Raw genomic sequence first — 15,841 nt, forward strand, 5'->3', positions numbered from 1 at the left:
GCGATGTGGTGGAATCGTTACGCGGGGACGTCGCGCGATCGCGCGCGACGCCAGGCGGCCAGCGCCTGGCAGGCCCGCGTCGTGGAGCGGGGATGGCGCGCCTGGAGGGATTCGAACCCCCGACCAATGGCTTCGGAAGCCACTACTCTATCCGGCTGAGCTACAGGCGCGTCGTGTTCAGGACCTGCGCGCGGCGCCGCCTCGGGCGGTGCCGTCGGTCCGGCCGGGTCGCCGGGGCCGTCGCGCGGCCGGCTATTGTACGGCAATCGCGGGCGAGGGCGCCCGGCGGGGCTGGCGGGCCGATGCGCGGCCGCCCGGCCAGCCGTCGCGCAGGTCCGCCGGCCGGATCGCTACACTGGCAACCATGCTGCAACACCGTACCGCGAACATTCCGCCGGGCCGCGCCGCACCCGGCTGGCGCCGGCGGCTGGCGCTGTACTGGGCCCTGCTGCGCGGCGACCGCCCGATCGGCTGGCTGCTGCTGCTGTGGCCGACCTGGTGGGCGCTGTGGATCGCCGCCGAAGGGGTACCGCCGGCCTGGATCCTGTTCGTGTTCAGCGCCGGCGTGTGGCTGACGCGTTCGGCCGGCTGCGTGATCAACGACTACGCCGACCGCTGGCTCGACGGTTCGGTCGAGCGCACCAGGGGGCGGCCGCTGGCCACCGGCGCGGTGTCCGGGCGCGAGGCGCTGGCGGTGTTCGCGGTGCTGATGCTGGCGGCCTTCGCCCTGGTGCTCACGCTCAACCGGCTGACGGTGCTGCTGAGCGTCGCCGGTCTGTTCCTGGCCGCCACCTATCCCTACCTCAAGCGCTACACCTACCTGCCGCAGGTGTACCTGGGCATGGCCTTCGGCTGGGGCATCCCGATGGCCTTTGCCGCGGTCCAGGGCAGCGTGCCGCCGCTGGCCTGGGTGCTGTACGTGGCCAACATCTTCTGGGCCACGGCCTACGACACCTGGTATGCGATGGTCGATCGCGACGACGACATCCGCATGGGCGCGAAGTCGACCGCGATCCTGTTCGGCGATCTCGACCTCGTCGCCCAAGCCGTGCTCTACGCGGCGACCTTCCTGGCGCTGGTGCTGGCGGGGCGCCAGGCCGGCCTGGGCGGCTGCTACTGGGCCGGCCTGGGCATGGCCGCGCTGCTGGTGGCGTGGGAGTTCGCCATCGCCCAGCATCGCGAGCGCGCCGCCTGCTTCCGCGCCTTCCTGCACAACCACTGGGTGGGGATGGCGGTGTTCGCCGGGATCGCGCTGGATTACGCGCTGGGCTGAGGCGGCGCCGGCCAGCCTGGACGCCGACCAGGACCCGACCAGCCTGCAGAAGCAGCTTCAGCCGCGACCGGGAACCGGGGCGCCCGACGTGTCCGGCCTGCCAGCTAGCGGCCGAAGCCGCTCCCGGGGGAGGCACCGTGCAGGGGACACCGGACTCACCGCGGCTCAGGCCACCCGCGCGCACACCCAGGCCTCCACCCGCCCGACCCCTGCACGCCTGAGCGCGCGCGCAGCGGCGTGGAGCGTGGCGCCGGTGGTCATCACGTCGTCGACCAGCACCACGTGCGCCGGCAGCGGGCGCGAGGCGTCGACCGCGAAGGCGTCGCGCAGGTTGCGCGCGCGGCCGGCGGCATCCAGCTGCGACTGCGGGCGGGTGGCGCGCACCCGCCGCAGGCCCCCGGTGAGCAGCGGCAGGTCCAGCGCGCGCGCCAGCGGACGGGCCAGCTCCAGCGCCTGGTCGTAGCCGCGCTGGCGCAGGCGGCCGCGGTGCAGCGGCACCGGCAGCAGCGCGTCCGGCCGCGGCAGCGCCGCGCAGCGTCCGGCCATCGCCTCGGCCAGCAGCCGGCCCGCGGCCAGGTCGCGGTGGAACTTGAACCGCGGCAGCAGCCGGTCCACCGGGGCGGCGTAGCGCAGGGCGGCGTACGCGCCGTGCAGTAGCGGGGGCCGCGCGCGGCAGTCGGCGCAGCGCGGGGCGGGCGCCGCCAGGGGCAGGGCGCAGCGCGGACAGGCCGGCGTGTTCCAGGGCAGGCCGTCGCGGCAGGGTGCGCAGAGGTCGACACCGGACGCCGCGGCCTCGCCGCAGGCCAGGCAGCGTGACCGGCACAGCGCCACGCCGAGCCGATGCCACCAGCCGTCAACCCGTGCGAGGTGGTTCAGGTTGACAGGCCCTGGCATGCTTTCCAGACTGCCCGGCCTGCCCCGTCCCGTCCGTCAGGGAATCCCGATGACCGCCGTCAGTCCGCTCCGCCCCGGGTCGCCGCGTGCCGCGACCGGGCCCTCCGCCGATGCCGTCCTGCGCCACGACTGGCGGCAGGAGGAGGTGGAAGCCCTGTTCGACCTGCCGTTCCCCGAACTGCTGTACCGGGCGGCCACGGTCCACCGCCGCCACTTCGACCCGGCCCGGGTGCAGGTGAGCACCCTGCTGTCGATCAAGACCGGCGGCTGCCCCGAGGACTGCGCCTACTGCCCGCAGGCCCAGCGCTACCACACCGGGGTCGAGGCGACCAAGCTGATGACCACCGGGGAGGTGGTGGCGAAGGCCCGCCAGGCGCGCGAGGCCGGCGCCAGCCGCTTCTGCATGGGCGCCGCCTGGCGTTCGCCCAAGGACCGCGACATCCCCAAGGTCGCCGAGATGATCCGCCAGGTGAAGGCGCTGGGCCTGGAGACCTGTGCCACGCTCGGCATGCTCAGCGCGGAGCAGGCGCAGGCCCTGCGCGAGGCCGGGCTCGACTACTACAACCACAACCTCGACACCGACCCGGGCTACTACGGCGACATCATCCATACCCGCGGCTTCGAGGACCGGCTCGAGACCCTCGAGCACGTGCGCCGGGCCGGGCTCAAGACCTGCTGCGGCGGCATCGTCGGCATGGGCGAGACCCGCGCCCAGCGCGCCGGCCTGCTGCGCGCGCTGGCCAACCTGCCGGCGCACCCGGACTCGGTGCCGGTCAACCGCCTGGTCCAGGTCGAGGGGACGCCGCTGCACGGCACCGCGGAACTGGACCCGTTCGAGTTCGTGCGCACCATTGCCGTGGCCCGGATCCTGATGCCGCGCTCGATGGTGCGGCTGTCGGCCGGCCGCGAGCAGATGTCCGACGAGCTCCAGGCGCTGTGCTTCCTGGCCGGGGCCAACTCGATCTTCCACGGCGAGAAGCTGCTGACCACCCCGAACCCGGACACCGCCCACGACCAGGCCCTGTTCGACCGCCTCGGCCTGGAGGCCATGCCGGTGGCGGTGGATGCCGATGGACACGACCACGGTGGTACCGTACATGCCGACATCACGGACGGGCAGGGCGCCGGGGACGGCGCGGCCCGGGCCGGCACCTGCGCGGCGGGGGGCCGCGGCTGAGGGAGAGGCTGACCATGCCGGTGGATCGTCCCGACCTGCACGCCCGCGTGGCGGCGCTGCGCGGACAGCGCGAGTCCGACGCGGCGCGCCGCACGCGGCGCGAGGTGCTGCGCCACGACAGCGTGCGCTGCGAAGTCGCCGACCCCGCCGGCGGCAGCCGCACCCTGCTCAACTTCTGCAGCAACGACTACCTCGGCCTGTCCCAGCACTTCGCGGTGGTGAGCGCGCTGCAGGACGCGGCCGCGCGCGACGGCGCCGGCGCCACCGGCTCGCAGCTGGTCTGCGGCCACCACGCGCTGCACGCCGAACTCGAGCGCGAGGTCGCCGACTGGCTCGAGGTGCCGCGCGCGCTGCTGTTCGACAGCGGCTACGCGGCCAACCTGGCGGTGGTGCAGGCGCTGCTGGGCGACGACGACGTGTGCGTGCAGGACCGGCTCAACCACGCCAGCCTGATCGATGCCGCGCGCCTGGCCGGCTGCCGCCTGCGCCGCTACCCGCACGCCGACGTGGAAGGCGCGCTGCGCCAGCTGCGCAGCATGCCCGAGGCGGCGGCGATGCTGGTGACCGACGGCGTGTTCAGCATGGACGGCGACGTCGCCCCGTTGCGCGAGCTGGCGATCGCCGCGCGCGTGCAGCAGGCGCTGCTGTACGTCGACGACGCCCACGGCGTGGGCGTGCTCGGGCCCGGCGGGCGCGGGTCGGTGGCCGCGGCCCGGCTCGATTCGACCGCGGTGCCGCTGCGCCTGGTCACGCTCGGCAAGGCGCTCGGCAGCCACGGCGCGCTGGTCGCCGGCGAGCCGGACCTGGTCGACCACCTCGCGGAAACCGCACGGCCGCTGCTCTACACCACGGCGCTGCCGCCGCCGGTGGCGGCAGCCGCGCTGGCGGCGGTGCGCCTGGCGCGCCGCGACGACTGGCGGCGCGAGCGGCTGCAGGAGCTGGCCGGCCGCTTCCGCGACCGCGCCGGGCGCCATGGCCTGCAGCTGATGCCGTCGGAGACCCCGATCCAGCCGGTGCTGTGCGGCAGCAACGCCAATGCGCTGGCGATGGCCGCCTCGCTCGAGCACGACGGCTACTGGGTGGCGGCGATCCGCCCGCCCACCGTGCCCGAGGGCCAGGCGCGGCTGCGGGTGACCTTCACCGCGGCGCATGAGCCGGCGCAGGTCGACGCCCTGGCCGACGCCATGGCGGCGGCCCGCGACCGTGCCCTCGACGCTTCGACCAGCCCGACGGCATGACCATGCCCGACGCACACGGCCGCGTCGCGCTGGCGGCGGTCGGCCTGGCGCTGCTGTCGGCGCTGTTCTTCACCATGACCTATGTCCTCAACCGCGCCAGCGCGAGCACCGGCGCCCACTGGGCCTGGGTCGCCTGCCTGCGCTACCTGATCACGCTGCCGCTGATGCTGCCGCTGATGCTGGTGCGCGGCGGCGCCCGCCCCGTGCTGCGCGCGATCGCCGCCCACCCCTGGGCCTGGCTGCGCTGCGCCGGGATCGGCTTCGTGCTGTTCTATGTGATGCTCTCGTACGCGGCCGCGAGCGGACCTTCGTGGCTGGTGGCCGGCTCGTTCCAGTTCACCGTGATCGCCGGGCTGCTGTGCGCACCGCTGCTGTACCGCGACCAGCGGCGCCGCATCCCGCTGGCGGGGCTGGGCGTGGCGGCGATGATCCTGGCCGGCGTGCTGCTGATGCAGTTCGGCCACGCCAGCGGCGCGCTTGACCGCGCGGCATGGATCGCGCTGGGCTGCGTGCTGGTCGCGGCGGTCTCCTACCCGCTGGGCAACCGCCTGCTGCTGCTGCACCTGGAGCGCAGCGGCGAACCGCTCGACGCCATCCAGCGCGTGTTCGGCATGACCCTGGCCAGCCAGCCGCTGTGGCTGCTGGTGCTGGCCTACGCGGCCTGCGTGGCCGGGCCGCCGACCGTGGCCCAGGTCTGGCTGGGCGCCGGGGTGGCATTGTCGGCCGGAGTGATCGCCACGATCCTGTTCTTCCAGGCCACCGGCATGGTCCGCGACCGGCCGCTGGCCCTGGGCGCGGTGGAGGCGATGCAGGGCGCGGAGGTGGTGTTCGCGGTGCTGCTGGGCGTGCTGCTGCTGGGCGAACCCTGGCCGACCGGGCGCACCGCGCTCGGCGCGCTGGTGGTGGTGGCCGGGATCGTCGCCTTCGCCTGGATCGTGGCGCGCCCCGCCGCCGGCAGCCGCGAGGTGGCGGCGCTGCGCACGGACAAGGGAGCGTGATGGACGCGGGAGTGCATATCGAAACGACCGGCCAGGGCCCGGACCTGGTGCTGGTGCACGGCTGGGCGATGCATGCGGGCGTGTTCTCCGCGCTCGCCGGGCGCCTGGCCGGGCGGTACACCCTGCACCTGGTCGACCTGCCCGGGCACGGGCATGGCCGCAACAGTGCGCTGCCGCTGGCGCTGGAACCGGTGGTCGAGGCGATCGTGGCGCGGGTGCCGCGCGCGCTGTGGGCCGGCTGGTCGCTGGGCGGGCTGTTCGCGCTGCATGCCGCGGCGACCCGGCCCGATGCCGTGCGCGGCCTGGCGATGCTGTGCGCCAGCCCACGCTTCGTGCGCGGCGAGGACTGGCCGCTGGGCATGTCGCCGGAGATCTTCCGCGGCTTCGCGCTCGGACTGCGCAGCGACTGGCGCGCCACGCTCGAGCGCTTCATCGCGCTCGAGGCCTTCGGCTCGGACGACGCGCGCCGCGAGATGCGGGTCCTGCGCGACGAGGTGTTCGCGCGCGGCGAGCCGGCCGCGCACGTGCTCGCCGACGGCCTCGGGCTGCTGGAAACCGTGGACCTGCGCCCGGCGCTGCCGGGGCTGCGCATGCCGAGCCTGTGGCTGGCCGGGCGCCGCGACCGCCTGGTCGATCCGCGCGCGATGCGCGCCGCCGCGGCGCTGGCGCCGGGCGCCGACGTGGTCGTGGTCGAGCATGCCGGCCATGCCCCGTTCCTCACCCATGCCGACGTGGTGGCGGACGCGCTGGACCGCTTCGCGGCCGCGGCCGCGGAGGGCGGGGCATGAAGCCCGGCGCGCCGCTGTTCGACTCGCGCCACGTGCGCCGTGCGTTCTCGCGCGCCTCGGCCGGCTACGCCTCGGCGGCGGCGCTCCAGCGCGAGGTGGAGTCGCGCCTGCTCGAGTCGCTCGAGCTGCTCGAACTCGCGCCCGAGCGCGGCAGCGGCTGGTCGCCAGGGGTGGTGCTGGACGTGGGCAGCGGCCCCGGCCGCGCCGCGCGCGCGATGCGAGAACGCTGGCCGAAGGCGCGGGTGGTCGCGCTCGACCTGTCGCAGGACATGCTGCGGCAGATGCCGCGCGGCGGCTGGCGCGACGCGCTGTCGCTGCGGCGCCCGGTCGACCGCGTCTGCGCCGACCTGCGCGCGCTGCCGCTGGCCGAGGGCAGCGTCGACGTGCTGTTCTCCAACCTCTGCCTGCAGTGGATCGACGACCTGCCGGCGGCGTTCGCCGGCTTCCGCCGCGTGCTGCGGCCGGGCGGCACGCTGGTGTGCTCGACCTTCGGGCCGGACACGCTGTGGGAGCTGCGCGAGGCGTTCGCGCGCGCCGACGACGTGCCGCACGTGAGTCCGTTCGCCTCGATCGCGCAGTTCGGCGACGCGCTGATGCATGCCGGCTTCCGCGATCCGGTGCTCGACCGCGACGTGCTGGTGCGCGGACATCGCGACCTGCCGGCGCTGATGCACGAACTGCGCGCGATCGGCGCGACCAACGCCCTGCGCGCGCGCCGCCGCACGCTCACCGGACGCGCGCGGTTCGCGGCCGCGGCCGCGGCGTACGAACCGCTGCGTGGCGCGGGATTGCCGGACGCGCAGGCCGACCTGCTGCCGGCGAGCTGGGAAGTGATCACCGCGCTGGCCTGGGCCCCGCAGCCCGGCGCGCCGATCCGCGAGCAGGGCGCGGAGATCGCGGCGTTCCCGGCCGACCGGATCCGGGTGCGGCGGCGGGGGTGAGGCCGGGGCCTTGCCCCCACGCTTGCCCTCCCCCGCAGGCACCGGTTCACCCCGCACGCCCTAGACTCGTCCGCCTCCCGCCGGACCTCGCCCACGATGAAGCTCCACGCCGCTCTCCTGTGCCTGGCATTGGTCGCGATGCCCGCCGCGCTGGCGCAAAGCCCGCGCACCGCGCCGCAGGGCATCGATCCGCTGGCGCTGATCGCCGGCGCGAACGACCTGGTCGCGCGTGCGCCCGACGCCGATATCGACCGCTTGTTCCAGGCCGTACACGCCGCTTCGCGCAACGACGCCGAGGCGTGCGGCCTGTGCGCGCTGTTCGAGCCCGGCGCCGACCGCAGCCTGCAGGGCCTGCAGCGCGCGGCCGAGGCGCTGGGCGGGGACAGCCGGGCGCGCTTCATCGAGGCCTTGGCCGGGGTCGCGATCGGCGGCCTGCAGAACCCGCCGCAGCCCTACGATCCGGCCGAGGGCGAGCAGGCGCTCAGGACCGCGGCGGTGACCGCGGCGATGCTGCACGAGGGCTTCATGCCGGCGCTCGAGAATGCCGGCGCGGATGCGGCCGCGCGCCGCGCCCGCTGCACCGCACTGCGGCAGCTGCTCCAGGTGCTGCACGGATTCGAGGCCGGGCGGCGGGTGGCCGCCACGCGCTACCTGCTCGGCGAAGGGCTGGCGCGGTTGGGCGGCGACTCCTGAGCGGCCGCGCGCCGGGCGCCTCGGCCGAGGTCAGCGCGGTCGCGGCGCCCGGCGTCCCCGGAGGATCCGCACGCATCCGCGCCGCCCCTGGTACAGGGCGCATCCGCCGCCCCCGGCGTGCCCAGGCGCAGCAGCGGACGCAGCGTGGGCCGGGGTGCCTGCGCCGCCGCGGCCGTCGTCCCGGAGCGCGTGGAGGCAGGTGCCGCCGCCGCGGGCGGCGCCAGCGGCTGCGCGCCGGTACGCCGCTTCGGCGCCACCTTCCGGAACACCCGCACCCAGTCCACGTACATGCGCTGCGGGAACACGCTGCCGGCGTCCGGACTGCCCGGCCAGTCGCCGCCGACCGCGACGTTGAGCAGGAGGAAGAACGGCTGGTCGAACACCCAGCGCCCACGCGCTTCGACCTGCGCCCGGGTCAGGCTGAAATACTCGTGGCCGTCCACCGACCAGCGCAGGCCGCCGGCGTCCCAGTCCACCGCGTAGACGTGGTAGCGCGCGTCGGCCGCCTCGCCCAGGTCGTAGGTGCCGTTGAAATGGCGATCGCCGGAGTAGCCCGGGCCGTGCAGGGCGCCGTGGGTGAGGGTGGGTTCGGAGCCCACGTGTTCCATGATGTCGATCTCGCCGCTGTCCGGCCAGCCGATCTGGGCGAAGTCCGAGCCCAGCATCCAGAACGCCGGCCAGACGCCCTGGGTATGCGGCAGGCGGATGCGGGCCTCGACCCGTCCATGCGTGAACTCGCGCTTGCCGCGGGTGACCATGCGCGTGGAGCTGTACTGGCAGGCGCCGTACCAGCAGCTCGCGCCCGCCGGCGCGCCGCGCCGCGCCTCGATCACCAGCACCCGGCTGCCGGCCATCTCGTCGTACTGGATGAAGGCGTTCGCGCCGTCGGTGTAGTACTGCAGCTCGCGGTTGCCCCAGCCGTGGCCGCCGGTCTCGAAGCTCCAGTTCGAGGCGTCGGCGGTGTCGAACTCGTCCGACCACGCCAGTTCAAGGGCCTGTGGCGCGCCTTGCGCCCCGGTGGCGCAGCCGGCCAGCAACGCCAGCGCGGTGATCGTGGCCAGCGGCCCCCGGGCACCCCCCAACGCAAAGCGCATGCCGTCCCCCTCCCCGTCGATGCGCGCCGCAGCGGCGCGGGCAGGGCAGATCCTGCCACGCGGGGCGGCGGCTGTCCCGGTTCAGCGCACCTGCGCCAGCCAGTCCTGGAGGTTGTAGTAGTTGCTCACCCGCGCGATGCGGCCGTCGCGGATCCCGAAGAAGGCGCCGCCGGGCAGCTCGTAGCGCTGTCCGCGCGCGGGCGGAAGGCCGTCGTCGGTCGCGAGGTATTCGCCGTGCACCACGTACTCGGCGGCGGCGCGCGTGCCGTCGGCGGTGGCCATCACCACCACGTTGCGCAGCTGCTCGCGATAGCAGCGGTCCATGCGGGCCATGAACGCGGCGAAGGCCTCGCGGCCGTGCTCGCGCGCGCCCTGGTTGAGGTCGTGGACCACGTCGTCGGCGAGCAGGGCCAGCATGCCTTCGCGGTCGCCGCGGTTGAACGCGGCGTAGTAGGCCAGCACCAGTTCGGTGGCACGGTCGTGGAGGCGGCTGCCGTCGATGCGCATGGGTCGTCTCCGGGCGCGCCGGCGGTGGGCGGGCGCGCGGCCATCATAGCGTGCCGCGCCCGCCCTACTGCGGAGGCACCACCAGGTCGCGGTGGAAGAAGTACACCTCGCGCGCCAGGAACTCCCAGCGCGTGCGGAAGGAACGGAAGCGGGTGCGCGGCGTGGGCGAGCCGTAGGCGCGGATGCCGAGCTGGCGGCACAGGCGCAGGGCGCGCGCCATGTGCAGCGGGTCGCTGACCACGATCGCGTCCCGCAGTCCATGTTCGAGCATCAGGGTGCGGGCCTCGAACAGGTTCTGGTAGGTGGTCTGCGAGCTCGATTCGATCAGGATCGCCTCCTCCGGGATCCCCTGGCGGATCGCGTAGCGCCGCGCCACCTGCGACTCGGCGAACCGCGCGCCGCCGCCGCCGTAGCCGCCGGTGAACAGCAGCACCCGCGCATGTCCGGCGCGGTAGAGGTCCAGCCCGTGTTCGATCCGCGCCCGGAACACCGGCGAGGGCACCGCGTCGTAGGCGGCGGCGCCGAGCACGATGATCGCGTCGGCCGGCCGCGCCTCGTCGCGCTCGCCCACCCAGTGGATCCAGGTCGCCACCCCCGCCAGCCACAACACCGCGAGCACGCACAGCCGCAGCACCCAGCGCAACAGCGGGCGCTGCCTGCGCGGCGCGCGGCGGCTCATCGCGGCCCCCACGGCAGCGCGTCGGGATCGACGTTGCCGCCGGTCAGCACGATGCCCACGCGCCGGCCGGCGAAACGCTCGCGATGGGCCAGCACCGCGGCCAGGGCCACCGCCGAGGAAGGCTCCACCAGCAGCCGCAGCCGTTCGAGCAGCAGCCGCATGGCGGCGATGGCGTCGGCGTCCTCGACCGCCAGCACCTGCGCCCCGCTCGCATGCAGGATGCGGAAGTTCGGTTCCCCCAGGGTTGCGCGCAGGCCGTCGCAGATGGTGCCCGGCGCAGGCACCGGCTCGCGGCGGCCGCTGCGCAGCGCGTGCAGGGCGTCGGCCGCGCCGGCCGGTTCGGCCAGCACCAGGGCCGTACCCGGGGAACGCCCGGCCAGCGCCAGCGCGGCGCCCGCGGCCAGGCCGCCTCCGCCCACCGGGACCACCACCACGTCCAGGCCTGGCGCGGCCGCCAGCAGCTCGAGCGTGGCCGTGCCCTGGCCGGCGATCACCCGCGGGTCGGCATACGGGTGCACCAGCGTGGCGCCGGTGTCGGCCTGGACCTGGGCGCAGCGCGCCTCGCGCGCCGCCAGCGTTGGCGCGCAGCGGTGCACGATCGCCCCCTGGGCGACGATCAGGTCCAGCTTGGCCCGGTTCGCTCCTTCCGGTACCACCACGTGGCAGGGAATGCCGCGCAGCCGCGCGGCCAGCGCCAGCGCCGCGCCGTGGTTGCCGGACGAATGGGTGACCACCCCACGCGCCGCGTCGGCCCCGGGCAGGCCGGCCACCGCGTTGCATGCGCCGCGGAACTTGAAGGCCCCCGCGTGCTGCAGGCCCTCGGGCTTGAACACCAGGCGGGCGCCGGCGGCGGCGTCGAGCGCATCGGCGCGCAGCAGCGGGGTCACGCAGACGTGGGGTGCGATCCTCGCGGCCGCGTCCAACACGTCGTCGAACTGTGGCAGCGGCGCGTTGGAAGGCATGCGCGAAGCCTAGCCGACCCGGCGCCGGCGGTGTTCAGCAAGCCGAATGCGGCAGGGGAAGGGTTAAGCACGGATTCAAAGCGGCGGCCGGATGCTGGCCTGCAGCTGACATGGGGGATCCGGCATGGTCCGCACGCTTCTCATCGCGCTGGTCGCGCTCGGCGGACTGTCCGGATGCGCCAGCTACCACCACTACCACGACCGCTTCGGCGACGCCTATTACGGGGACGATCCGTACCACGGCGGTGCGTCCAGCTACTACTACGGCGGGTCGACCTATTACTACGGCAGCGGATACGGCCTGCTGGGGCTTGGCCACGGTGGGTGGTACGGCGGCCTGGGCGACGGCTACCCGTACCGCTACCACGGCTATCCGTTCCGTTACGGGTACGGCGGCGGGGCCTACCGGTTCTGGCCGCACGGCGGTTACTGGCCGTACTACGCTCCCCGCCCGCGCCCGTCCCATCGGCCCGACGCCCCGCCTCCGTCCACCACGCCGGAGGTGGAACGGGCGACCGGCGGCGAACTGCCGCCGCGGCGCCGCCGGGTCGCGCCGCAGGCCGCTCCGGCCCGGGTCGCCCCGGCGCCGGTGCGGGGCGACGCGCGCGCGCCGCGGGCGCTGCCGCGCACCGGGTCCGCGCCGCTCCGGCGCCCGGCGGGCCAGCCGCTGGCCGCACCGGCCATCCGCACCTTGCCGGCCCCGACCTCGTCCACGCCGGCCCGGCGGACGCCGGCGGCGGCGCCAGCGCCGCGGGTCCAGCCGGCCGCGGGGGCGCGGGTGCCGGCCTCGGCCCCGGCCAGCAGGCCCGCGCCGGTGCCGCGCAGCGCGCCGCGCAGCGAGCGCCGGTCGATTTCCGGGGCGCCGCCCCGGCGCGAAGATTAGGCGCCGGACCCCTTGCGCTCGGACGCAGGGGCGTTCAAGCTAGCCTGGCTGACCGGCAGCGTCGGAATCCGACGCTAACGGTCGGGAAAGACAAAAAATGCGTTTCGCATGTCGACACCCGGCGGGGGATACCGGATCCCCCCTGTTCCGCTCCCGCCGGGCGTCGGCGCCCTTTACCGGCCGCGCCCATGCCCGTGACCGGGCCGTGGCGGCCCAGGCCGCCGCCCGCCGGCGGCAATCGCCGCGTTCCCTGGGAACCTGCAGGCGTCGCGCAGCCCCGCTGCTGCCCGCGGCGCCGCGGGCGAAGGGATCCGGGCCCTGCGGCCGGCCGGGCCGCGGAGCGGACCGGGCAATCCGGGACGCCACGGGCCGGGAGGCCGAAATAGAATGGGGCCGGATGTCCCCCGACATCCGGCCCCTTTGCTTCCCCGGGCCGTGCATGGCCAGCCCTGTTCCAATCTCCGGCCGCGCCCCCCTTGACGCTGCCAGCCCGGGTGCAGGGAAGTGGTTCGCAGGAACCGTGCCAACTTTCCACGGCCGCGGGGGCGGGCGCTTGCGCCGCGGCCCGGCGCGCGCGAACAATCCCGGCCCGGGCGACCCCCGCGCCGGCGGGACATGACTTCGACATGAGCCAGGACTTCCATCGCTACGACGTCATCGTGATCGGCGGTGGCCACGCGGGAACCGAAGCCGCGCTGGCCGCGGCCCGGGCCGGCGCGCGCACCCTGCTGCTGACCCACAGCATCGACACCGTCGGCGCGATGAGCTGCAATCCGGCGATCGGCGGCATCGGCAAGGGCCACCTGGTGCGCGAGATCGACGCGCTCGGCGGGATCATGGCCCGGGCCGCGGACGCGGCCGGCATCCAGTGGCGCCGCCTCAACGCGTCCAAGGGGCCGGCGGTGCGCGCGACCCGCGCCCAGGCCGACCGCAGCCTGTACCGCGCCTTCATCCGTCGCGCGGTCGAGCACCAGCCGAACCTGACCGTGTTCCAGGCCGCGGTGGACGACCTGGTGATCGAACCGGACGGACGCGGCGAGGTGGTGCGCGGCGCGATCACCAACACCGGCCTGCGTTTCGACGCGCCGGCGGTGGTGCTCACCGCCGGCACCTTCCTGGCCGGCAAGGTCCATATCGGTGAAACCCGGTACGCGGCCGGGCGCATGGGCGATCCGCCGGCGGTGACCCTGGCCGCGCGCCTGCGCAACGGGCCGTTCGTGGTCGACCGGCTCAAGACCGGCACCCCGCCGCGCATCGACGGGCGCACGCTGGACTACTCGAAGATGGCGGCGCAGCCGGGCGACGATCCGCGTCCGGTGTTCTCGTTCATGGGCTCGCGCGACGACCATCCGCGCCAGGTGCCGTGCTGGATCACCCGGACCACCGAGCGCACCCACGAGATCATCCGTGGCGCGCTGCACCGCTCGCCGCTGTACTCGGGCCAGATCGAGGGCATCGGCCCGCGTTACTGCCCGAGCATCGAGGACAAGGTGGTGCGCTTCCCCGAGCGCTCCAGCCACCAGGTGTTCGTCGAGCCGGAAGGCCTCGACGTGGTCGAGATCTATCCCAACGGCATTTCCACCTCGCTGCCGTTCGACGTACAGCTGGAGCTGGTGCGCAGCGTGGTCGGCTTCGAGCGCGCACACATCACCCGCCCCGGCTATGCGATCGAGTACGACTTCTTCGACCCGCGCGGGCTGAAGTCCTCGCTGGAGACCCGCGCGGTGTCCGGCCTGTTCTTTGCCGGCCAGATCAACGGCACCACCGGCTACGAGGAGGCCGCGGCGCAGGGCCTGCTGGCCGGCGTCAATGCCGCGCGCCTGGTGCGCGGCCTGGAGCCGTGGTCGCCGCGCCGCGACCAGGCCTACATCGGCGTGCTGGTGGACGACCTGATCACCCACGGCACCAGCGAGCCGTACCGCATGTTCACCTCGCGCGCCGAGTATCGGCTGCAGCTGCGCGAGGACAACGCCGACCTGCGCCTGACGCCGGTCGGCCGGGAGCTGGGGCTGGTGGACGACGCGCGCTGGGCGCGCTTCGAGGCCCGGCGCGAGGCGATCGCGCGCGAGACTGCGCGCCTGGAGGCGCTGCGGGTCTCGCCCAACAGCGCCGCAGGCCGGGCGGTGGCGCAGGCGCTGGGCATCGAGCTCAGCCGCGAAGGCAGTGCGCTCGACCTGCTGCGCCGGCCGGAGCTGGACTACGCGCGCCTGGTCGCGCTGCCGGCGTTCGCGCCGGAGTCGCCGGTGCAGGGCGACGTGGCCGAGCAGGTCGAGATCGAGACCAGGTACGCCGGCTACCTGCAGCGCCAGCGCGACGAGATCGCGCGCCAGCGGCGCCACGAGGACACACGGATTCCGGAGGGCTTCGACTACGCCGCCGTGCGCGGCCTGTCGGCCGAAGCCCGGCAGAAGCTCGAGCGCGTGCGTCCGCAGACCGTCGGCCAGGCGCAGCGGATCCCGGGCCTGACCCCCGCGGCGGTGTCGCTGCTGCTGGTGCACCTGGCGCGCAAGCGCGCGAACGCGGCCTAGGAGCGTCGGGCCCGTCGCGGCTCAGAAGCGCCAGGTGGCCCGCACGTAGAGATCGTCGTCGCGGCGCGCGTGCGGCACGCCGGCCGGCAGGTCGATCTCCTCGCGGCGGCGCAGGCGCGCGTCGAACTGCCAGGCTTCGCTCGCCCGCCAGACCCAGCGCACTTCGGCCAGGGTGTCGTTGGGCCGGAAGTCGCCCGACAGCAGCCAACCGTCGGCGACGCGGCCGTAGACCAGGGCCAGGTCGTGGCCTGGCACGAGATCGATGACGTTGAGCGAGGCCTGCCACGACAGCGAGCCGGCACTGCCGGCACCCGAGCCCACCGCTTCGCGGCGCGGCGTGCGTGGCGCATAGCCCAGTTCGCCACCCAGGCGCAGCGTCGTCCCGCCCGCGCCCAGCGGCCACTGCGCGGTGGCCTTGGTGGTCACCGCGAGGTAGTCCTCGACGCGCGGATCGGCCACGCCGTACGGATGCAGCGCCGAAGGCAGCCAGTTGAGGGTGACCACGCGCTGGACCAGCGGGCCGATGGCGGTGGTGGATTCGGCGACCGCCAGCACGCCCACGCGCGATCCGCCGTGATCGAAGGCGAGTGGGGGACGCAGGCTGCCGGTGGGGCCGCGGCGGTCGTTGTGGCGCAGCACCAGGTGCGCGGTCCAGTCGTCGCCGGGGCGCCACTGCAGCCAGGCGCCGTCGGTCCAGGTGATGTCGAAGTTGGAGCTGTCGTTCTGGTCGAGCGACTTCTTCATCACGTCGTCCAGGCCCCAGGCGGCCTGGAAGCGGCCCAGGCGCAGGCGCCAGCGCGCATCGGCCGGCCGGTACTCCAGGTAGGCCTCGTCGATCGTGCCCTGGCCGTCCTCCAGGCCGGACGGGCCGGGGGCGTAGCGGCGCATCCAGAACTGCGTGTCGTCCTGTTCGCTGTCGAGCCGTGCGGCAAGGCGGCCGCTGGCATGCCAGCCGCCGCCCAGTTCGCCGCGCAGGCGCAGCCGCAGGCGGGCGCGCAGGCTGTCGGCGTCGGACCCGGCGCCGCTGCGGGCGCGGCTCTCGGAGGCCACGTAGCCCATGCGCAGGTCGCCGCTGGCCTTCCAGCCGGACTCGGCGTGGGCCGCGCCGGCGGCCAGGGCGAGGACGACCGCCAGGCGGCATCGCGAAGGCAGGCAGGGGCGTCGGGATGGCGCGGGCATGGCGGCC

The 15,841-nt window shown here is 74.9% G+C and carries 15 protein-coding genes and 1 tRNA gene; 9 read left to right on the plus strand and 7 right to left on the minus strand.

What is annotated here, in order from left to right:
- Positions 1-93: 93 nt before the first annotated feature.
- Positions 94-170: transfer RNA gene (locus FQY79_RS11475), tRNA-Arg, on the minus strand.
- Between the two features lie 194 nt (positions 171-364).
- Here FQY79_RS11475 and ubiA point away from each other — a divergent pair.
- The gene (ubiA, locus tag FQY79_RS11480) at positions 365-1,273 is read left to right on the plus strand and encodes a 4-hydroxybenzoate octaprenyltransferase (RefSeq protein ID WP_146313054.1); all 909 of its coding nucleotides are present in this window, start codon (positions 365-367) and stop codon (positions 1,271-1,273) included.
- A gap of 165 nt (positions 1,274-1,438) precedes the next feature.
- Here ubiA and FQY79_RS11485 read toward each other — a convergent pair whose 3' ends face one another.
- Entirely contained in the window at positions 1,439-2,167 is a 729-nt protein-coding gene (locus FQY79_RS11485) for a ComFC family protein (protein ID WP_146313055.1), read from the minus strand.
- 49 nt (positions 2,168-2,216) lie between these two features.
- Between FQY79_RS11485 and bioB the strand changes: the two genes are divergently transcribed.
- The 6 genes from bioB (at position 2,217) to FQY79_RS11515 (ending at position 8,002) form a co-directional block, all read left to right on the plus strand.
- The gene (gene bioB, locus FQY79_RS11490) at positions 2,217-3,344 is read left to right on the plus strand and encodes a biotin synthase BioB (RefSeq protein ID WP_146313056.1); all 1,128 of its coding nucleotides are present in this window, start codon (positions 2,217-2,219) and stop codon (positions 3,342-3,344) included.
- A gap of 20 nt (positions 3,345-3,364) precedes the next feature.
- On the plus strand, positions 3,365-4,582 hold the full coding sequence (gene bioF / locus FQY79_RS11495) for an 8-amino-7-oxononanoate synthase (protein WP_146313168.1): 1,218 nt from the start codon (positions 3,365-3,367) through the stop codon (positions 4,580-4,582).
- A complete protein-coding gene (locus tag FQY79_RS11500) occupies positions 4,579-5,580 on the plus strand; it encodes a multidrug resistance efflux transporter family protein (protein ID WP_246123100.1) in 1,002 nt (333 codons plus the stop codon). The genes bioF and FQY79_RS11500 overlap by 4 nt, the downstream gene beginning before the upstream one ends.
- Positions 5,581-5,591: 11 nt before the next feature.
- A complete protein-coding gene (gene bioH / locus FQY79_RS11505) occupies positions 5,592-6,368 on the plus strand; it encodes a pimeloyl-ACP methyl ester esterase BioH (protein ID WP_146313170.1) in 777 nt (258 codons plus the stop codon).
- Positions 6,365-7,309, plus strand: coding sequence for a methyltransferase domain-containing protein (locus FQY79_RS11510; RefSeq protein WP_146313057.1), 945 nt, complete (start codon positions 6,365-6,367; stop codon positions 7,307-7,309). The genes bioH and FQY79_RS11510 overlap by 4 nt, the downstream gene beginning before the upstream one ends.
- Before the next feature lie 96 nt (positions 7,310-7,405).
- Entirely contained in the window at positions 7,406-8,002 is a 597-nt protein-coding gene (locus FQY79_RS11515; protein ID WP_146313058.1) for a hypothetical protein, read from the plus strand.
- On the opposite strand, the gene FQY79_RS11520 is transcribed toward FQY79_RS11515, so the two are convergent.
- From FQY79_RS11520 to FQY79_RS11535, 4 genes are all read right to left on the minus strand, one after another.
- Positions 7,957-9,096, minus strand: a complete 1,140-nt coding sequence (locus FQY79_RS11520; protein ID WP_146313059.1) for a glycoside hydrolase family 16 protein — start codon at positions 9,094-9,096, stop codon at positions 7,957-7,959. The two genes, FQY79_RS11515 and FQY79_RS11520, sit on opposite strands and share 46 nt — an antisense overlap.
- 81 nt (positions 9,097-9,177) lie before the next feature.
- Positions 9,178-9,603, minus strand: a complete 426-nt coding sequence (locus FQY79_RS11525; protein ID WP_146313060.1) for a ketosteroid isomerase-related protein — start codon at positions 9,601-9,603, stop codon at positions 9,178-9,180.
- Positions 9,604-9,667: 64 nt separating this feature from the next.
- Complete coding sequence (locus tag FQY79_RS11530) at positions 9,668-10,282, minus strand: YdcF family protein (protein ID WP_146313061.1); 615 nt, start codon at positions 10,280-10,282, stop codon at positions 9,668-9,670.
- Positions 10,279-11,244: a pyridoxal-phosphate dependent enzyme gene (locus FQY79_RS11535; RefSeq protein ID WP_146313062.1), complete on the minus strand. Its 966-nt coding sequence runs from the start codon at positions 11,242-11,244 to the stop codon at positions 10,279-10,281. Before FQY79_RS11535 ends, FQY79_RS11530 begins: the two co-directional genes overlap by 4 nt.
- Before the next feature lie 124 nt (positions 11,245-11,368).
- Here FQY79_RS11535 and FQY79_RS11540 point away from each other — a divergent pair, with 124 nt between their 5' ends.
- Together FQY79_RS11540 and mnmG are read left to right on the plus strand one after the other, a co-directional pair.
- A complete protein-coding gene (locus FQY79_RS11540; protein ID WP_146313063.1) occupies positions 11,369-12,127 on the plus strand; it encodes a hypothetical protein in 759 nt (252 codons plus the stop codon).
- 626 nt (positions 12,128-12,753) lie between these two features.
- Positions 12,754-14,655, plus strand: a complete 1,902-nt coding sequence (mnmG, locus tag FQY79_RS11545) for a tRNA uridine-5-carboxymethylaminomethyl(34) synthesis enzyme MnmG (RefSeq protein WP_146313064.1) — start codon at positions 12,754-12,756, stop codon at positions 14,653-14,655.
- A gap of 21 nt (positions 14,656-14,676) precedes the next feature.
- Here the strand turns inward: mnmG and FQY79_RS11550 are convergent, their stop codons facing one another.
- Complete coding sequence (locus tag FQY79_RS11550) at positions 14,677-15,834, minus strand: porin (RefSeq protein WP_186759985.1); 1,158 nt, start codon at positions 15,832-15,834, stop codon at positions 14,677-14,679.
- Positions 15,835-15,841: the final 7 nt, after the last annotated feature.

This window comes from Luteimonas wenzhouensis (assembly GCF_007859305.1).
Lineage (GTDB): Bacteria > Pseudomonadota > Gammaproteobacteria > Xanthomonadales > Xanthomonadaceae > Luteimonas > Luteimonas wenzhouensis.

Coding starts and splice junctions, on each gene's coding strand:
- FQY79_RS11520 (WP_146313059.1), bottom strand. CDS start 9,096: ATGCGCTTTGCGTTGGGGGGTGCCCGGGGGCCGCTGGCCACGATCACC.
- bioB (WP_146313056.1), top strand. CDS start 2,217: ATGACCGCCGTCAGTCCGCTCCGCCCCGGGTCGCCGCGTGCCGCGACC.
- FQY79_RS11500 (WP_246123100.1), top strand. CDS start 4,579: ATGACCATGCCCGACGCACACGGCCGCGTCGCGCTGGCGGCGGTCGGC.
- FQY79_RS11515 (WP_146313058.1), top strand. CDS start 7,406: ATGAAGCTCCACGCCGCTCTCCTGTGCCTGGCATTGGTCGCGATGCCC.
- FQY79_RS11540 (WP_146313063.1), top strand. CDS start 11,369: ATGGTCCGCACGCTTCTCATCGCGCTGGTCGCGCTCGGCGGACTGTCC.
- FQY79_RS11535 (WP_146313062.1), bottom strand. CDS start 11,244: ATGCCTTCCAACGCGCCGCTGCCACAGTTCGACGACGTGTTGGACGCG.
- FQY79_RS11485 (WP_146313055.1), bottom strand. CDS start 2,167: ATGCCAGGGCCTGTCAACCTGAACCACCTCGCACGGGTTGACGGCTGG.
- FQY79_RS11550 (WP_186759985.1), bottom strand. CDS start 15,834: ATGCCCGCGCCATCCCGACGCCCCTGCCTGCCTTCGCGATGCCGCCTG.
- ubiA (WP_146313054.1), top strand. CDS start 365: ATGCTGCAACACCGTACCGCGAACATTCCGCCGGGCCGCGCCGCACCC.
- FQY79_RS11530 (WP_146313061.1), bottom strand. CDS start 10,282: ATGAGCCGCCGCGCGCCGCGCAGGCAGCGCCCGCTGTTGCGCTGGGTG.
- FQY79_RS11525 (WP_146313060.1), bottom strand. CDS start 9,603: ATGCGCATCGACGGCAGCCGCCTCCACGACCGTGCCACCGAACTGGTG.
- mnmG (WP_146313064.1), top strand. CDS start 12,754: ATGAGCCAGGACTTCCATCGCTACGACGTCATCGTGATCGGCGGTGGC.
- FQY79_RS11510 (WP_146313057.1), top strand. CDS start 6,365: ATGAAGCCCGGCGCGCCGCTGTTCGACTCGCGCCACGTGCGCCGTGCG.